This window comes from Moraxella sp. CTOTU46934, assembly GCF_031979465.1.
Classification (GTDB): domain Bacteria; phylum Pseudomonadota; class Gammaproteobacteria; order Pseudomonadales; family Moraxellaceae; genus Faucicola; species Faucicola tetraodonis.
In genome coordinates this window covers 179,068-195,700 of sequence record NZ_DALZEG010000003.1, presented here as the reverse complement: position 1 = coordinate 195,700, position 16,633 = coordinate 179,068, and the positions used below count along the sequence as shown (strand labels likewise).

General features: G+C 44.1%; 17 protein-coding genes. 13 read left to right on the top strand and 4 right to left on the bottom strand.

From position 1 onward, the window contains the following. The first annotated feature begins 71 nt into the window (after positions 1-71). The 3 genes from rarD to RTN07_RS04545 are packed head-to-tail and all read left to right on the top strand — an operon-like array spanning position 72 to position 2,171. Entirely contained in the window at positions 72-1,055 is a 984-nt protein-coding gene (rarD, locus tag RTN07_RS04555; protein ID WP_312176141.1) for an EamA family transporter RarD, read from the top strand. Between the two features lie 11 nt (positions 1,056-1,066). Continuing rightward, positions 1,067-1,594, top strand: coding sequence for a dihydroneopterin aldolase (gene folB / locus RTN07_RS04550; RefSeq protein ID WP_312176138.1), 528 nt, complete (start codon positions 1,067-1,069; stop codon positions 1,592-1,594). Positions 1,595-1,634: 40 nt separating this feature from the next. Beyond that, positions 1,635-2,171 carry a 2-amino-4-hydroxy-6-hydroxymethyldihydropteridine diphosphokinase gene (locus RTN07_RS04545; protein ID WP_312176136.1) on the top strand — a complete coding sequence of 179 codons (537 nt, stop codon included), beginning with the start codon at positions 1,635-1,637 and terminating at the stop codon, positions 2,169-2,171. Here the strand turns inward: RTN07_RS04545 and RTN07_RS04540 are convergent. After that, positions 2,168-3,865 carry a sigma 54-interacting transcriptional regulator gene (locus tag RTN07_RS04540; RefSeq protein ID WP_312176134.1) on the bottom strand — a complete coding sequence of 566 codons (1,698 nt, stop codon included), beginning with the start codon at positions 3,863-3,865 and terminating at the stop codon, positions 2,168-2,170. The two genes, RTN07_RS04545 and RTN07_RS04540, sit on opposite strands and share 4 nt — an antisense overlap. 159 nt (positions 3,866-4,024) lie before the next feature. Then, positions 4,025-4,306 carry a subtilase-type protease inhibitor gene (locus tag RTN07_RS04535; protein WP_312176131.1) on the bottom strand — a complete coding sequence of 94 codons (282 nt, stop codon included), beginning with the start codon at positions 4,304-4,306 and terminating at the stop codon, positions 4,025-4,027. A 414-nt stretch (positions 4,307-4,720) separates the two neighbouring features. On the opposite strand from RTN07_RS04535, the gene RTN07_RS04530 reads away from it, so the two are divergent. The 6 genes from RTN07_RS04530 to iscX all read left to right on the top strand — a co-directional run bounded on the left by RTN07_RS04530 (position 4,721) and on the right by iscX (position 9,734). After that, positions 4,721-5,770: a ribonuclease Z gene (locus RTN07_RS04530; protein ID WP_312176129.1), complete on the top strand. Its 1,050-nt coding sequence runs from the start codon at positions 4,721-4,723 to the stop codon at positions 5,768-5,770. A gap of 222 nt (positions 5,771-5,992) precedes the next feature. Beyond that, positions 5,993-7,114 carry a Re/Si-specific NAD(P)(+) transhydrogenase subunit alpha gene (locus tag RTN07_RS04525; RefSeq protein ID WP_099833975.1) on the top strand — a complete coding sequence of 374 codons (1,122 nt, stop codon included), beginning with the start codon at positions 5,993-5,995 and terminating at the stop codon, positions 7,112-7,114. A gap of 43 nt (positions 7,115-7,157) precedes the next feature. After that, positions 7,158-7,520: a proton-translocating transhydrogenase family protein gene (locus RTN07_RS04520; RefSeq protein WP_050324454.1), complete on the top strand. Its 363-nt coding sequence runs from the start codon at positions 7,158-7,160 to the stop codon at positions 7,518-7,520. 11 nt (positions 7,521-7,531) lie between these two features. After that, positions 7,532-8,920, top strand: a complete 1,389-nt coding sequence (locus tag RTN07_RS04515; RefSeq protein ID WP_312176208.1) for an NAD(P)(+) transhydrogenase (Re/Si-specific) subunit beta — start codon at positions 7,532-7,534, stop codon at positions 8,918-8,920. Positions 8,921-9,008: 88 nt separating this feature from the next. Beyond that, entirely contained in the window at positions 9,009-9,521 is a 513-nt protein-coding gene (locus RTN07_RS04510) for an acyl-CoA thioesterase (RefSeq protein ID WP_007116657.1), read from the top strand. Between the two features lie 12 nt (positions 9,522-9,533). Continuing rightward, positions 9,534-9,734 carry a Fe-S cluster assembly protein IscX gene (gene iscX, locus RTN07_RS04505; protein ID WP_007116656.1) on the top strand — a complete coding sequence of 67 codons (201 nt, stop codon included), beginning with the start codon at positions 9,534-9,536 and terminating at the stop codon, positions 9,732-9,734. A 250-nt stretch (positions 9,735-9,984) separates the two neighbouring features. Here the strand turns inward: iscX and dapE are convergent, their stop codons facing one another. Then, on the bottom strand, positions 9,985-11,223 hold the full coding sequence (gene dapE, locus RTN07_RS04500; protein ID WP_312176124.1) for a succinyl-diaminopimelate desuccinylase: 1,239 nt from the start codon (positions 11,221-11,223) through the stop codon (positions 9,985-9,987). 197 nt (positions 11,224-11,420) lie between these two features. On the opposite strand from dapE, the gene RTN07_RS04495 reads away from it, so the two are divergent. After that, positions 11,421-12,035: a LysE/ArgO family amino acid transporter gene (locus RTN07_RS04495; RefSeq protein WP_227716754.1), complete on the top strand. Its 615-nt coding sequence runs from the start codon at positions 11,421-11,423 to the stop codon at positions 12,033-12,035. Here RTN07_RS04495 and RTN07_RS04490 read toward each other — a convergent pair. Continuing rightward, positions 12,021-12,635 carry a 2OG-Fe(II) oxygenase gene (locus RTN07_RS04490; protein ID WP_312176121.1) on the bottom strand — a complete coding sequence of 205 codons (615 nt, stop codon included), beginning with the start codon at positions 12,633-12,635 and terminating at the stop codon, positions 12,021-12,023. The genes RTN07_RS04495 and RTN07_RS04490 overlap by 15 nt on opposite strands. A gap of 132 nt (positions 12,636-12,767) precedes the next feature. Here RTN07_RS04490 and RTN07_RS04485 point away from each other — a divergent pair, with 132 nt between their 5' ends. The 3 genes from RTN07_RS04485 to RTN07_RS04475 all read left to right on the top strand — a co-directional run bounded on the left by RTN07_RS04485 (position 12,768) and on the right by RTN07_RS04475 (position 16,546). After that, complete coding sequence (locus RTN07_RS04485) at positions 12,768-13,655, top strand: 23S rRNA (adenine(2030)-N(6))-methyltransferase RlmJ (protein WP_007116651.1); 888 nt, start codon at positions 12,768-12,770, stop codon at positions 13,653-13,655. Positions 13,656-13,783: 128 nt separating this feature from the next. Then, positions 13,784-14,713, top strand: a complete 930-nt coding sequence (pssA, locus tag RTN07_RS04480; protein ID WP_312176120.1) for a CDP-diacylglycerol--serine O-phosphatidyltransferase — start codon at positions 13,784-13,786, stop codon at positions 14,711-14,713. A gap of 168 nt (positions 14,714-14,881) precedes the next feature. Beyond that, a complete protein-coding gene (locus RTN07_RS04475) occupies positions 14,882-16,546 on the top strand; it encodes an alpha/beta hydrolase family protein (RefSeq protein ID WP_312176119.1) in 1,665 nt (554 codons plus the stop codon). Positions 16,547-16,633 lie beyond the last annotated feature (87 nt).

The window sequence follows — 16,633 nt, the reverse complement described above, 5'->3', positions numbered from 1 at the left end:
GAAAACTAAGATAGACTATGACTTTCTTAGTTTTTACTTTTTTATAAAAAATAAAATTTATTGTTGTGTTAATGAAAAATCAAATACCCGAAAATCAAATCCCCCAAAGCCAAACCATTGATATCATCAATAGTGACATTCCAACCCGTGCCGTTGATATTACTGACCATGAAAAACCAACCGTAGTGACCACCCCCAAAGGGGTATTGACCGCACTGGCTGCTTTTTTGATTTGGGGGTTTTTCCCCCTGTATTTTAAGCTACTCAAAGATTATGATGCGATTGAAATCATTGGGCATCGAATTATTTGGACGTTTGTCACGATTTTACTGATCATGATAGTGACTAAAAACTGGCACTGGGTGAAAGTGATTCAAGCCAACCCAAAATGGCTACTTTATACTGCCGTTTCGGGGGCGATTATCTCAATCAATTGGCTGGTGTATGTGTGGGCGGTCAATCATGATCAGATTTTGGAAGCCAGTTTGGGCTATTATATTGGTCCGTTGATGGGTATTTTACTATCGCTAGTGGTCATCAAAGAAAAACTGCGTCCTTTGCAATGGATGGCAGTGATTTTGGCAGCGATAGGCGTGGCGATTCAGCTGGTCGTGCTGGGTAAATTGCCGTGGGTATCGTTATTGTTAGCGAGTAGCTTTTCTGTGTATGGTTTGATGCATCGCCATACCCCGCTTGACGCGCTGTCTGCGATGTTTATCGAAACGGCATTATTGGTGCCGGTCTTTATTGGCTGGTTTGCTATGCATGATGTTGCTAGTAGTCAGTTAGATTTTTGGCTGTCGCCATCAATTTTTTTATTGATGCTTGCAGGGCCAGTGACCTTGATACCGCTATTGATGTTTAATAAAGCTACCAAAATGGTCAACTTTAGTTTATTGAGCTTTTTAAATTATTTGACCCCGTCCATGATTTTTTTATTGGCGATATTTTTGTATCATGAGCCTTTTAACATTTATAAATTGATTACCTTTGCCTTTATTTGGACAGGGTTGGTATTTTTTAGCTATGATTTAATCAAACAACGAAATACCTAACGAGAGTAAAAATGACCACACCAGAAACCACCCAACAAACTAAGCTTGAAACGCCCCACAGCACCACGCAAGCCCCTACACAAAAAACCATGCATGAATCACTATATTCAGCGGCGGATGCCTTACACGCAATTGCAAACGAAAAGTCCAACAATCAGCCAATCAAGCTGACGGGCAATTCAACAGATACGGTATTTGTGAAGGGACTCAAAGTCGATGCCGTGATTGGCGTGTATGAGTGGGAGCAGCAAATAACCCAACCATTGATTTTTGATATTGAAATGGTGGGCTGTCAATACCAAGCGTCGCAGACTGATAATATTCAAGATGCCATCAATTATAAAAGTGTCAGTGAGCGCGTGGCTGAAGTGAGCATTGCCAATAAAGTGGCGCTATTAGAGCGGTTAGCGCAATTGGTCGCTGAGATGATTTTGGCAGAATTTGCCCCAGAAAAAGTCACAGTGACGATTCACAAACCAACCGCCATCAAACAAGCCGATAGTGTCGGGGTTAAAATTACCCGTTTTCAGCCAAATTAATTAGCCTAAGCAAAAAATATGTTTATTTGAGCATTTGAGTATGAGTGTACCACCGCGTGATGTGATAGTCATCGAAGCCTGTGTTTTGTCGTTAGCCAGTAATGTCAAACAACTTTATTATTTACAAAAAGCCAAAGACTGGCTGCAAAACTTTGGCACTTTGACCCTCAGCGCGATTCATAGTAGTGAAGATACTTGTAGTGATAACAATTTAAACAAGCAAACATCCAATACACCAGTTTATTTTAACCAAGTGGCTTATTTAGCATTTGCGCAGCCAATGGATTATTGGCAGTGGTTACAACTCACCAAGAAGTTTGAACAGCAACAAGACAGATTTCTGTACCAAAAACCCGCTGTCACGTTAGACATTGATATCATTGCGGTAAAATGCCTGCATCAAATTGACAATATCGACCAAAGCCTCGATGAAAAAGGCAATCGATTCATGCTATTCGCCCAATCCGAAAACCAGTGGTTAGGCATCCGCCGGCGTTTTCCACTAGCTTGTTATGACCACGTAGGGATAGTAGATTTATCAAAAAATATCGATTTGTCCTTTATCCGATGTTTTTAATCCTCATCGCTGTCACTATCACTATTAATATCATTGTCACTATCAATGCCCAATTTTTTCATACGGTAGCGCAGTGAGCGAAACGTTGTATTTAACAGTTTAGCAGCTTGGGTGCGATTCCAACCACTGCAGTTGAGCGCTGCGATAATGACTTTGCGTTCTTGATTCATCAAATATTCTTCAAGCCCTTCGGCAGGCAGTTGACCTTCTTCAGCAGAGGGCTGGGCTAAATTAGGCGTATTGATAGCCCCTATCGGCGCATCTAAAGTTAACGATGCATGGGTTAACGCATCATGGGTGGATTGGGTCGGTGTGGGCGTAAGTTGAATATTGGGTTTGACTTTATAACCACTTGCAAACAAGTTGCTGATATAGGAAGTATTGATGGGGCTGTTGGAAGCGGATTTAGCTTCAGCTAAGGGCGCAACTTTTGGCGTGCTCGGTTTACTCGGTGTTGATAAGACGGATTGATTGGGGGTTTCTGTGATTTCATGGATTTCATGGATTCTAGGAGTGTCAGGCGATACGTTGGCGGCTGATAATGGCAAATTCAAATGATGGGCTTCAATCACATTATCATCAGCTAGGGTAATCGCCCGCTCTAAGATATTTCTTAATTCACGTACGTTGCCGGCAAAGCGATGGTTTGTCAATTGAACCGCGGCTTCATTCGATAATGTCAGTGGCTGCGCTAGTCCCCAATCGTCTGCAATCAAAGAAATAAAATGATTGGCTAACAGTAAAATATCATCACGCCGTTCATTGAGACTGGGTAATTTTACTTCAATCACGTTGATGCGATAATATAAATCTTGTCTAAATTCACCCGTTTCGACAAGCTTAGCCAAATTTTTATGGGTAGCGGATAAAAGGCGCACATCCACGGCAATCTCTTGGGTGCTCCCAATGGGGCGGATTTTCTTTTCTTGTATCGCGCGTAATAATTTGACTTGCATGGAAATCGGCAAATCCGCTACTTCATCCAAAAATAGCGTACCGCCATTTGCTTGTTGGAATAACCCTTCTTTGTCTGCGGTAGCGCCAGTAAAGCTGCCTTTTTTGTGCCCAAAAAACTCGCTTTCCATCAACTCTGATGGGATGGCGCCGCAGTTAACAGGCACAAAATTGGCAGAGCAGCGTGGGCTTAAATCATGAATGAGCTTGGCAACGACTTCTTTACCGGTGCCCGATTCCCCCCACAGGAATACGGGCGCTTGGCTACGCGCCAATTTTTGGATGGTGGTTTTGAGCTGGGTAATGGCGTTAGATTGTCCGATTAAGCGATTGCTAAAAGGATCATAGACTTCTTTACAATTAAGTTTATGGGTATTTTCTGCTACTTTTAAGGCGTTTTCGACCAGTTGGCGTAGCCGTGATAGCTCAAGTGGCTTGTTGACAAAATCAAAGGCGCCCAATTTTAACGCTTCAATCGCCAAATCCATGCTACCGTGGGCGGTAATCACTGCCACGGGGGTTTTGGCATAATTTTTACTGATAAATTTAACGATATCTAGTCCTGTGCCATCAGGAAGTTTAAGATCGGTTAAGCAAAAATCAAAATTATACGCTTGAAGATGGCTGATGCCGGTGGCATAGTCATAGGCGACTTTGGATTCAATGCCCATTTTTTTGAGTGTCATCTGCATCAAGCGACACAAATCTACTTCATCATCAATAATCAGCGCTAATGCCATACAGATGCAAAACCTTTAACACAAAGTAATTAGAGGGATTATAGCTCTTCGCTTGTTTTATCGTCAGTCAGCTATGGCAAAACAAGCTAGTGCAGACGTTATAGCGGGCTAACTTATGATAGCCCAGCTATTTGTTAGCTCAGTCACTTACTAACTCATTCACTTGCTAGTCTCTGACTCACAAGCACCTTTGGTGACGCTCATAGTCTTGTCCATAGCATTGCCGCCATTATTTGCCATACAAGCGTTGCCATAGGTTTGATAGCGGACGATGCCATTATTGATAGTTTTGACGCAGACAGGATCATATTGCATGGTGCACATCATCTCAGGTTTCTTGATGGGCTGAGGCATGGTTGTGTGGTTTTGCTGATCTGAGCTAACAGCTTGGCAGCCAAATAAACTTAATGAGAAACAGAGTGGGGTAAAAAACTTGAACATAGCATTTCCTTATTGTGTTCAGTAGGTGATATAAGAGGTGATACAAGCAGCATTGAGTATACCAAAACTCAGTGAAATCATCCCCAATAATAACCCACTTGCCAAATTATTATTGCTATTATCTGTTACCAAATCTTTAAAACTTAAGCAGGCAGCCCGCCGTCAGCCGTTGGACCATTAACCAAGCACGCCCCAAATCCGCCTATCGACAAGTACAAGGCTGATGGTTAAAACAGACTTGCCCATTTGGTCAGACACAGCATAAGAGGTAAAAGCTAAGGATTAAAAGGATGCGTTGAAGTCAATGTCATAGCCCAGTCAAAAGTTGTTGTCAAATTTGTTAGCGCATTTTATAGTTAAATTTATGAAAAATTCAATATAAAGATAGGTAATACGTTTGACAATGAGGCAATCATGTTAACACTCACTTTTTTGGGCACATCTGCAGGGATACCCACCAAACACCGCAACGTCACCGCGCTTGCTGTATCACTCATCAATCCTTATAGCAGAGTAAAAAATGTCCCTTGGCTATTGGTGGACTGTGGGGAAGCCACACAGCATCAACTACTCAAAACCCCGTTGTCCGTGATGCAGCTAGCGTTGATTTGTATCACCCATGTGCATGGCGACCACTGTTATGGCTTGCCAGGGTTATTGGCTAGTATGGCGATGAGTGGACGCAAGCACCCGCTAACCGTCATTGCCCCACAAGCCATTGCCGATTATCTTGCCGCCGTGCAAGCCACGACAGCGCTGATGATAAATTTTGACATTAATTTTATCGCCATTGACAATAGAGTGCAGGGGGATAGTTACCCACCCATCATCCTGGATTTGACAGATGACCATCAGCTACAAGTTGACGTGATTGCGCTATCACACCGTATCCCTAGCCATGCCTTTAAATTCACCCAGCGCCTGTCCAAAAAAACCTTATTAACCCAAAAACTCACCAAGCTTAACGTGCTAGATAAACGGCTATGGGGCAAACTTAAGTACGGTATTGACGTCAATCTAGATGATAACACCTTGCTAAAATCTGCGGATTTTGTCACCACCACGCTGCATAAAACCGTGCTGATAGTCGCAGGCGACAATGACTCACCTGAGCTATTAGCCGATGCTATATCAAATACCGATGTGCTAGTACACGAGGCGACTTATACCCAAGCAATCGCTGATAAACGAAAAGTAGCCCCTAACTATTTTGACCCCATGCATTCAACCGCCAAGCAAGTTGCCGAATTTGCGCAGCTATCACAGTTAAAAAACCTGATTTTGACCCATTTTAGCGCGCGTTTTCAACCTTTTGATAAACCTAGCAGTAAAACTTTGAATATGTCAGATATTCGGGCAGAAGTGGCTACCAGTTATCAAGGTAATTTTTGGCTTGCCCAAGATTTTGATGAATTTGAAATCGACCATGGCAATGTTAAAAAACGCAATATACGAATAAACTAACCCCCAAAAAGCTATCTTATTAAAAGAAAATTTTGTAAAAAGTTTTATTGATAACTTTTTTTTATACGCACTAGTCAAATTTACTTGTTATTCCGCCTAGAATTGTTTTGCATAATTAATTATATTTATGGTAATTTAATTATCATTTTTTTAATTTATAACTGTCTTAGCCAATCGTCAGTTGTGGATTGAGAATTCAACCGAACCGCTTGAGGAGAGTGTATGCAAATTGGTGTACCAAAGGAAACTGCATTATATGAAAATCGGATTGCGATTACCCCCGATACCATCAAAAAGTTCATCAAGTTGGGTCACAGTATTGTGGTCGAACGTGATGCGGGTAAAGGTTCGTTTATTACCAATGATGCGTTGGAACAAGCAGGGGCGCAAATTGTTGATGATGCGATCTCAACAAGTGATGTGGTGCTCACGGTCAATAGCTTACCGATTGAAAAAATCAACCAGCTAAAACAAGAAGCAATTGTTATCGGCATGATGAATCCGTATCGCAATGCCAATTTGCAGGACTATGCCAATCGCCATGCCAAAGTGTATGCCATGGAGCTATTGCCGCGAACTTTGTCGCGAGCACAGAACATGGATGTGCTGTCATCCCAAGCCAACTTGGCAGGTTATAAAGCGGTGATTTTGGCTGCTAACCAGTTTGGTCGTCCTTTCCCCATGTTTATGACATCGGCAGGTACGGTGAAACCTGCGCGTATTGTCATCCTAGGCGTGGGCGTCGCGGGTCTACAAGCGATTGCCACCGCTCGTCGTTTGGGAGCCGTTGTGGAAGCCAGTGACTTACGTCCCACCGTGCGTGATCAAGTGGAGTCAGTCGGTGGTAAATGGCTTGATGTCCCTATGAGCGATGAGGAAAAAGCCAAAGCCAAAGACACAGGCGGCTATGCCTGGACACCGTCTGAGCAATATATCAAAGACCAAGCCGCGGTTGTCGATAAAGCGGTCAGTCAAGCAGATATTGTGATTACCACGGCTCAAATTCCTGGTCGCAATGCCCCGCGTTTGATACACCAAGCTACCATCGATAAAATGAAATCTGGCTCAATTTTACTCGATATGGCCGTAGAAACAGGCGGCAACGTAGAAGGCTCAGTGGTCGGACAAAATATCATCACCCCAAACGGTGTCACTATCATGGGTGTGCCCAATATTCCATCGACCTTGGCGGCGCAGTCATCGGCATTGTATGCCAACAATTTGTATAACTTTTTTGCAACCTTGATGGATGACAATAAAGTGTTTGCGCTTAATCCAGAAGATGAAATCCAAAAAGCCTTGCTGGTTACTAGCCAAGGTCAAGTATTGTTAGCCAGTCGCTAACCTAATTTTCATTTAATTTTACCTATCGAGGTTAGGAGGTTTTATGTTATTGACCCTATTAGCGTCTGCGACATCTGCCACCCCATTTGTGGCAATCTTTAGTATCTTTGTTTTGGCTATTTTTGTGGGTTATTACGTGGTTTGGGGGGTAACACCTGCACTGCATACCCCACTGATGGCGGTGACCAATGCCTTATCCAGTATCGTTATCGTCGGTGCCATGCTGCAGACCGTCAGCATCGATGGCAATATGTTTACCCCAACAAGTCTTTTGGGTGCGTTTGCGGTATTTCTAGCCAGCATCAATATTTTTGGTGGTTTTTCGGTGACGGAACGTATGCTAGCGATGTTTAAATCAAAAGATAAAAAAGCCAAAGCTGAGCCAAACAAAGAAGGAAATGCTTGATGAATGAGAATTTGAATTGGGTCGCCCAACATGCGGATTGGTTTTATTTGATTGGTGCGGTGCTATTTATTTTAACCTTACGGGGTTTATCAAGCCCAAAAACCGCCATCCGTGGTAACCGATTCGGTATGATAGGTATGGCGATTGCTATTATCACTACCTTTTTTTTAGCACCCAGTCCGGTATTTGTATTAATTGTTGGCGCGATGGTGCTAGGCGCTGTGGTTGGTACTTGGAAAGCACGCACTGTCGCCATGACGCAAATGCCAGAAACCGTGGCTTTGATGCACTCTTTAGTCGGTCTATCGGCAGTTGCCATTGCACTGGCGAGCGTGTTGCATACCGGCGTCGAGCATAGCACCATCGCGCGGTTTGAGTTGTTTGTGGGCTGTTTTATTGGTGCGATTACCTTCTCAGCGTCAATGTTTGCTTTTGGTAAATTGGCGGCAAAAAGCTGGGCAAAGACGCTTAAAGGCACTTGGGTAAAACCTGTCCAAGCGCTATTGTTCATCGCGATGTTAGCATTTGGTATTATGTATTTTACCACCCAATCGATGCCAGCGTTTTATGCGATGACCATTTTGGCTATTATTTTTGGCTGGATGTGGATTGCGCCGATTGGCGGCGGTGATATGCCTGTGGTGGTATCTTTGCTTAACTCATTTTCTGGGTGGGCGGCAGCCGGTATCGGTTTTACCCTAGGCAACTCAATGCTGATTATCGCAGGGTCGCTGGTCGGTTCATCTGGGGCGATTTTGTCCTACATTATGTGTAAAGCCATGAACCGTTCACTGCTGAACGTATTGTTTGGCGGTATGTCAAGCAGCTCAGCCGCTGCGACACAAGAAGATACCGGACCCAAAACTTACCGTACAGGCTCACCTGAAGATGCCGCCTTTATGATGGAAAACTCTAGCAGTGTGGTCATTGTGCCAGGTTATGGTATGGCGCAAGGCCGTGCCCAAAATGCGGTAAAAGAGCTTTATGAAATGCTAAAAGAAGCAGGTGTGGACGTGCGTTTTGCGATTCACCCTGTGGCAGGTCGTATGCCAGGTCATATGAACGTACTATTGGCTGAAGCAGATGTACCGTATGAAGACATCTTAGAAATGGATGAAATCAACTCCGACTTTGCAGGTACTGACGTTGTGCTGATTATCGGTGCCAATGACGTGGTCAACCCAGCGGCAAAAGACGATCCAAACTCACCCATCTTTGGTATGCCAATTCTTGAAGCAAACAAAGCGCAAACAGTGATGGTCATCAAACGCTCAATGAGTGCCGGCTACGCAGGTCTTGATAATAGCTTGTTCTACATGGACAAAACCATGATGATCTTTGGCGATGCCAAAAAAGTGGTGGAAGACATGATTCGCCATATCAATGGTACAGGTCACTAAGTTTTTTTGACTTCAATCAACCCTGACTAATCAGTTTAGTCAGGGTTTTTTATTTGCTATAATTAGGCGGATATCACAAGGAAAATTCATGAATTTATTACTTCGTTATCTTATCTTATGCTTGATGCTAAAATCCGATAAAGCAAAGTCATCTAAACCAAGCTATAGCGATGCGATTATCCGCCACTATCGGATTTTGCCACATGATATGGGGTTTCGTCACCATGTGCCTAATTATCGCTACTTAAGCTTTATTGAGCTTAATATCCAACAGTGGCTGATGCAGCAACGCCCAACGGACAAGCTAGGTTGGGTGATTGCATCGCAACAATTAACCTACATCAAAGAAAGCTTTTTGTTTGATAAATTGACGCTTCGCAGTCAACTACTGGCTTGGGATAAAAAATACCTGTATTTTCGCCACGAGTTTTGGGTGAAAAATGACTTAAATGTGGTGGCACTGACCAAAATTGTATTGATGCTAGACCAGCAAGTGCAACCGACCAGTGTCATTGTACAGCAAGATGAACAAACTCACCCTGTCATCAAAACCTGGCAAGACAATCTTAACGAAATCAAAAAACTCACCCCCATCAAGTAACTGGAGAAAAATATGTCCCTTAAATGGAACGACACATTAGAAATTGCCATTCAACTTTCTGAAAAATACCCTGATGAAGACGTGCAATATATTCGTTTTACTGATTTGCATCGGTATGTGACGCAGTTAGAAGAATTTGGCGATGACCCAACCAAATCGACCGAAAAACAACTAGAAGCGATTCAAATGGCTTGGTTAGACGAACTAGACTAAGCTGAATGCTAGGTTCTTCTTCATACTAGATTGTTAATGAGCAGCAGCTAAATTAATTTACCCATGAAAAATGACCCGCACTTGCTTAATGCGTCAGCCAAAAAGTAACGGTCTTTGATGTCATTTGACTTGGGTGAATAATCATTTGGCTTGGGTAAATAATCAGTTGCCACGCCCACGAAGATTGCCATCCCAGCAAAATTAGCCGTATCACTGGGTTGTTAGCATGCAGTATTTGGGTTAATAGTATTCAGTCTAACAGCAAGTTTTGTAATATTTGCTCATAAATTGCGGCAAGTTTACCCAAATCTTCAACCTCTACACACTCATCAATCTGGTGAATGGTTGCATTACGCACGCCAAGCTCAACCACTTCAGGCGACCTATTGTCAACATTCAAGGTTGCGATAAAACGACCATCTGAGGTGCCGCCTGTGGTTGAAAGCTCTGTATCTGTCCCTGTCACGGCTTTAATCGCGGATTGACAGGCGCCCACGAGGTTGCCTTGTGGCGTCAAAAATGGGTTGCCCGATAGTTTCCAATTGATGTGATAACTGGCTGCACCGTCTTGAAAATGCTTGTCAAAAATCGCATGGGTAGTTGCTTTAAGTTTCTCATCGTTGGTCTCAGTGGAAAAACGAAAATTAAACTCGGCGCTTAAAGTTGCAGGAATCACATTGTTAGCCCCAGTGCCTGCATGAAGGTTGGAGATTTGCAGGGTGGTGGCAGGAAAATACGCATTGCCATTGTCCCAAGTTTGGCTACAAAGCTCGGATAGTGCTGGCAAAGCATAATGAATGGGGTTAACTGCCAAATGCGGGTAGGCAACATGGCCTTGTTTGCCGGTCACCGTCACAACGGCGCCAAGCGAGCCACGGCGACCATTTTTGATGATATCACCCAAGGTGTGAGTACTAGAGGGTTCGCCAATCAAGCAATAAGTTATTGGCTGGTTGCGAGATTGCAATGTTTCCACCACTTTGATTGTACCGTTGACCGAAGGACCTTCTTCATCAGCGGTAATTAAGAAAGCAATTGAGCCGTGATGATTGGGGTGCTTGGCGACAAAGTTTTCAACAGCGACAGTAAATGCCGCAATCGCTGTTTTCATGTCTGCAGCACCACGCCCATACAGTATGCCATCTTTGATAGTAGGTTCAAATGGCGGATAGGTCCATTGGCTGACATCGCCCGTGGGCACGACATCGGTATGTCCTGCAAAACATAATACGGGCGCCTGCGCCTGCCCACGACCTTGACGAATTGCCCATAAGTTTTTGACTTCTGCTTCGCGTCCTGTTGCGCCCTTTTCACCAAAGTATAAAAACTCACAATCAAAGCCGAGGTGGTTAAGCCGCTCAGCCAGTATATTTTGACAGTCAAAGTCAGTCGGCGTCACTGATGGCTCGCGCATCAGCTGTAAACTCAGTGCTAAGGTCTGCGCTTGAAGGTGGTCTAAATCAGTCGCGTTACTGGCATAATCAGTCATTCTCGTTTCCTTAAAATCTCTTAAAAATCTCTCAAAAATCTCGCTTATTTGCGCTGCATATTAGCATAAATTAGCGCCTTAGCGGGTCGCATTGTTCGCAATCGCTCAGCATTTTGGCTACAATACGCTTTTTTTCTCACTGCGCTTTTTTTCTTACTGGGCTTTTTTGTGTTGTTTGCGAATGTTACTGGGGACATATGGTACCGATGAATATCTCTACTTTTTTCATGGGCATGAGCGTGTGCTTTTCCCTAATTTTGGCGATTGGTGCGCAGAATGCGTTTGTGCTTAAACAAGGGCTAAAACAACAATTTGTGTTCATCGTGTGTTTGATTTGCGCGTTATCCGATGCGGTGTTGATTACGGGTGGTGTGTTTGGTTTTGGCAAGCTGATTTCGCAATTTCCACTGATTATTACCATCGCCAAATACGCAGGGGCGTTGTTTTTAATTGTGTATGGTGCCCGAAGTTTTATTGCGGCTTATCAATCAAACCAATCGCTCGTGGCGCAGGGTGAAGACGTTGGTAATTTAAAACAAGTAATTGCCATGTGCTTGGCATTTACTTGGCTCAATCCCCATGTGTATTTAGATACGGTGATTTTGCTTGGGACGATTGCGTCACAGGTTACCGATAAACTGGCGTTTGCGTTGGGTGCAATTTTATCTTCGTTTATCTTCTTTTTTAGTTTGGGTTATGGTGCGCGTGTGCTGCAGCCGCTATTTGCCAAACCACTGTCTTGGAAAATTCTTGATATCCTCATCGGGGTTGTGATGTGGGGGATTGCGGCAAGTTTATTACTGGCTAATTAGCCCATCTTTTCTCATCCAAGTGGCAATGGAGAAGCGTTCACGATGGGTGATTGCGACTTGATGGACTAAGTTACTATTAAAAATCACCAATCTGTTACCTTGCGGCTGTAATTGTTGCTGTGTGTCATTTTGGTCGATGACGACAATTTCACCGCCATCGTGCGCGCCCCAACTCTCATTGAGATAAAAAACTGCCGATAACACACGTTCATCACGTCCTTGCGGATTGTCTGAATGCCACTGATAACCAAACCCTGCAGGGTAGCGGGCATAATGGGCTTCACTACGGCGAATGCCTGTGTATAAGGTTTGATTAAAAAATTGCGCAAGCTCATTAATCGCTTGTAGATACTGCATACCAATCGGACAGCGCTCATCAATCCAGCGGGTGCTATCCCCGCGAATGCTAGTGATTCGCTCACCCTGCGTCAAATTGGCAGCTTGATAGTCAATCAAGCCACTCTCTTTTTGTAACGCCTGAAAAAAATTGACGTCAAAACAGTCATCTAGCACGATAAACCCGTCATTAACCAGACCGTCAAGCTGTGTATCGTTTATTTTTTCAAACCAGTTGGGCGGGATAAAATTCAACTCTGGCATGTGCGCTGTGTTTCCTCCAGCATTGTTTAACATTTAACTGGGCAATTTTTAGCAAAAACTTCTAGCAAAAACTTCGCCAATTTTTGATAGCTATGCTACCATACCTGCTAATTTGTTTACGAAAAATTTATTATGAATTATCAACACAGCTACCACGCGGGCAACTTCGCTGATGTGGTAAAACACGTTTTATTACTCCAATTACTTGAGATGATGAGCGCCAAGCCAAAACCTTATTATATTTTGGATGCGTATGGTGGGCGTGGTTTATATTCACTTGCCAGTGATGAAGCCAAAAAAACGGGCGAAGCCATCCATGGCATTACCAAACTGCTAGCGCAAGATAACAGCCAAGCACCACAGGCGGTGCAAACCTATCTACAAGATATTGGCTACGCCAAAAAATTCTACGACAAGCATGTATATCCAGGTTCGCCTTGGTTTATTGCCCATCACATCGAAAAACAACAAGACGCGCACCCAGAGATTAACAATCGCGCCGAAGCGTTTGAATGGAAAGCAAGCGAGTTTGATGCGCTCAACTACCAACTGCACCAATTGCCCATTGGCGTGCAACATCGCAACGCCTATGAAGGGATTTTGGCGGTGTTACCACCCCAAGAAAAACGCGGGTTGATTTTAATCGATCCCCCCTTTGAACAGGAACACCGTGATTTTAGCGCATTGGTAGATTTGTTGGTCAAAGCGCATAAAAAATGGTCAACCGGGGTGTTGGCTCTTTGGTACCCCATCAAAAACAACGATGCGGTTGAGCTGTTTTATAAAAAAATGAAACGCACCGAAATCCGTCGTCAGTTAGTGCTTGAGCTGAATATTTTCCCACCCGATTTGCCGATGGGTTTAAATGGGACAGGCATGTTGGTGATTAACCCACCTTGGCAATTTGATGCTAAAGCCGAAGAAATTTTGCAATATCTACAGCCAATTTTGCAGCATCCTGAAAGCCCACAAATGAGTGTGGAGCAGCGCACCAAAGTACAATGGTTGGTTGGCGAATAATTTCACACTTGGCGGGTTAACTGGTCACAAAACCCGCTAAATTTGCAATTTTTTACCGAGCTCGATGCACCTAGCAACAGACGATTTATTATAGACGACCTGCAAGAGACAACCTGCAAGGATAATCAATGAATAACGATAATAATAACCAACCAACCCTTATCAAGGCACCCATCGACGCATTACAACAGCTGCAACAGCCGCAACAGCACACTAAGGATATCAATCCAATTCAGCTTGAGCATCAGCGTAACCGTGAATTGGCAGAAACCGATGACTACGATGGGCTCACCTTTGAAGTCATTGAAAATGCGCGTGTCGCTGACAAAACGATTGCGCAAAAAGGCGTTTATTTAATTCCCAATTCATTTACGCTATTGTCGCTGCTTGCGGCATTTTATTCGATTACCCAAAGCGCGTTGGGGGAAGGGCATTATATGCGTGCCTGTGTGGCGATTTTTATCTCGGCATTGCTAGATGGGTTAGATGGTCGGGCTGCAAGGCTGTTCAATGCACAAAGTCCCTTTGGCGAGCAGCTAGATTCGCTAGCCGACTGCATCGCGTTTGGACTGGCGCCTGCGTTATTGATTTATCATTATGCGTTAGAGCCGTTGGGGCGTATTGGTATCGCTTGCGCCTTTGTGTATGCTGCCTGTGCCGCGCTGAGACTGGCGCGTTTTAATGTACAAATTGGTGTCGTTGATAAAAAATACTTTGTCGGGGTAGCAAGTCCGTTAGCCGCTATTTTAGTCACGACGTTTGTGATGGTACATATGGATTGGCAAGTTGAATTGCCTGCGACCAGTCCCGCTTTTCAAATCTTGGCAGCCATTTGGGTGGTGATAGCCGGCTTTTTGATGGTGAGTAATTTAAAATACTATAGCTTTAAAGAATTTGATAAAAAGCGTGTCCCGTTTGTGGTATTGATTTTGATTGTGTTTGCGCTCGGTATCGTACTGTATAATATTCCTGCAGGATTGCTCGCGATTAGCGTGATTTACGCCTTATCGGGCCCAGTAACTGCGGTTTGGAGCAAGCTTAAACGCAAACCTGTTTAGAGCTACTTTAGGTTTTTTTGTTTCAGTAGTAATTTTTTTTAGAAACGGATGTTCAAATAGTATAAAAACTGGCATGATGAGTGTATCGCTTTCATGCCCGTTTTTTTTGGGTAATATGATGCGTTGTTCAAGGATATGAACCATTAATTTCCTCATAAGGAGTATGAGATGCACCGTCAGTCTGATTTAATCCACCCTGCTTTTAACCTAACCAAAATTTTTATCTCGGTGTGGCTGGCTTCAACCTTAGCCGCTTGTGGTAGCGATAATGATTCCGCGACAACGCCACCTGCCAAAACAGGCGTTGCTTCACTGCCCACAGGTAATTTAATCAAAGATCCATTAACGACCAAAAATCTCACCCCCAGCGCCTTAACCCAGTTATTTAATACCACAGATCCCGATTTTAGCCAAGTTGCAGCCACGCCCAAGTGCGGTGTGCGTGTTGAATACATGCAATATGATACCGTCGATGTCAAAGGTAATAAGACCGATGCGACGGGTGCTGTGTTTATTCCAACAGGCACGGATGCAAGCTGTAGCGGCAATCGACCCATTGTACTCAATGCCCACGGTACGGCAACGACCAAAGCCTATAATTTTGCAGAAGTCGGTAATGCCAATAATGAAGCAGGACCGGCGGCGACATTGTTAGCGGCTTTGTTTGCAGGGCAAGGCTATGTGGTTATCTCACCCAATTATGCAGGTTATGACAAATCAAGCCTAGCTTATCATCCGTACCTCAATGCCCAGCAGCAGTCACACGAGATGGCAGATGCGTTAAAAGCAGGCAGGGAAGTGGTACGCCGCACAGGCAGTGCAACCAATGTCGCTGACAATGGCAAATTGTTTATCACAGGTTATTCTCAAGGTGGCTATGTCACCATGGCAACCACGCGCTATCTTGAAACGCTCAAAGAGCCTGTGACAGCAGCACTGCCAATTTCTGGACCCTATGCTATGGAAGCCTTTGGTGATGTGGTATTTGGTGGCAAAGTTATGCTCGGTGCGACGTTTTTTGCCCCGCTGATGGCTCGCAACTATCAAGAGCAGTATGGCAATATTTATGCCAAACCCAGTGACATGTTCGCGCCAGCCAATGCTGATGAAATCCCCTCGCTACTGCCTAGCGCCAGCATGACTGATATGCAGCTCGTTTTAAGTGGTAAATTGCCTGCCTCAGCGATGTTTCAAAAAGCCCCAACGGGAAATTCAACGCTGGATGCGTTATCACCGTCTGACCCAGCATTTAGTTTTGGTTTTGATACGACGCAGTATTTAGTCAAAAATGACTACCGATTAGGGTACTTGGCGGATGCCCAAAAAAATGTCGATTGGGCAGTGCCTTATTTACAAGGCTATACCAACTATAGCCCAGTGCCTGCCACACTGCCTGAACATCCCCTGCGTAAAGCGTTGAAAGCCAATGACTTGCGTGGCTATTTACCAACAATGCCTGTCATTATGTGTGGTGGTAACCAAGATCCGATGGTGTTCTTTGACGTAAATACTAGCTTGATGAAAACGCTATGGGACACAGATACTAATAAAACTAGCGCGACCAAGTTGGGAATTATTGATATCGATGTCACCAATCGCGCCACGCGTCAAAAACCGGTTTATCAAACGTTAGGTTTTGATACCGTCAACAATAATAGCATCCAGTCTCAATCAGAAAAAATGCAGGCAGGATTTGCTAGCAAAGTGCAAAATATTGCCGCGATTGCTGCCGCCAACGGGGGCAATCCATCACAAGCCGTCGCTATGCAATATCATGGTTTAGTCACGCCGTATTGTATGGGTGTGGCACAGACATTGTTTAGCCAGTTCTAAGTTTAGCCAGTTCTGAATTTGCGATAGCCTGAAGCTATAGCCAATTAACCAACACGCACTTAACTGATACCCATTTAACAAAGCCTG

What these genes read in the sequence shown, in the direction of transcription:
- RTN07_RS04475 (WP_312176119.1), top strand. Translation starts at nt 14,882, where the DNA reads ATGCACCGTCAGTCTGATTTAATCCACCCTGCTTTTAACCTAACCAAA.
- RTN07_RS04530 (WP_312176129.1), top strand. Translation starts at nt 4,721, where the DNA reads ATGTTAACACTCACTTTTTTGGGCACATCTGCAGGGATACCCACCAAA.
- folB (WP_312176138.1), top strand. Translation starts at nt 1,067, where the DNA reads ATGACCACACCAGAAACCACCCAACAAACTAAGCTTGAAACGCCCCAC.
- RTN07_RS04495 (WP_227716754.1), top strand. Translation starts at nt 11,421, where the DNA reads ATGGTACCGATGAATATCTCTACTTTTTTCATGGGCATGAGCGTGTGC.
- RTN07_RS04520 (WP_050324454.1), top strand. Translation starts at nt 7,158, where the DNA reads ATGTTATTGACCCTATTAGCGTCTGCGACATCTGCCACCCCATTTGTG.
- RTN07_RS04525 (WP_099833975.1), top strand. Translation starts at nt 5,993, where the DNA reads ATGCAAATTGGTGTACCAAAGGAAACTGCATTATATGAAAATCGGATT.
- RTN07_RS04545 (WP_312176136.1), top strand. Translation starts at nt 1,635, where the DNA reads ATGAGTGTACCACCGCGTGATGTGATAGTCATCGAAGCCTGTGTTTTG.
- pssA (WP_312176120.1), top strand. Translation starts at nt 13,784, where the DNA reads ATGAATAACGATAATAATAACCAACCAACCCTTATCAAGGCACCCATC.
- RTN07_RS04540 (WP_312176134.1), bottom strand. Translation starts at nt 3,865, where the DNA reads ATGGCATTAGCGCTGATTATTGATGATGAAGTAGATTTGTGTCGCTTG.
- RTN07_RS04485 (WP_007116651.1), top strand. Translation starts at nt 12,768, where the DNA reads ATGAATTATCAACACAGCTACCACGCGGGCAACTTCGCTGATGTGGTA.
- rarD (WP_312176141.1), top strand. Translation starts at nt 72, where the DNA reads ATGAAAAATCAAATACCCGAAAATCAAATCCCCCAAAGCCAAACCATT.
- RTN07_RS04535 (WP_312176131.1), bottom strand. Translation starts at nt 4,306, where the DNA reads ATGTTCAAGTTTTTTACCCCACTCTGTTTCTCATTAAGTTTATTTGGC.
- RTN07_RS04510 (WP_007116657.1), top strand. Translation starts at nt 9,009, where the DNA reads ATGAATTTATTACTTCGTTATCTTATCTTATGCTTGATGCTAAAATCC.
- RTN07_RS04490 (WP_312176121.1), bottom strand. Translation starts at nt 12,635, where the DNA reads ATGCCAGAGTTGAATTTTATCCCGCCCAACTGGTTTGAAAAAATAAAC.
- dapE (WP_312176124.1), bottom strand. Translation starts at nt 11,223, where the DNA reads ATGACTGATTATGCCAGTAACGCGACTGATTTAGACCACCTTCAAGCG.
- iscX (WP_007116656.1), top strand. Translation starts at nt 9,534, where the DNA reads ATGTCCCTTAAATGGAACGACACATTAGAAATTGCCATTCAACTTTCT.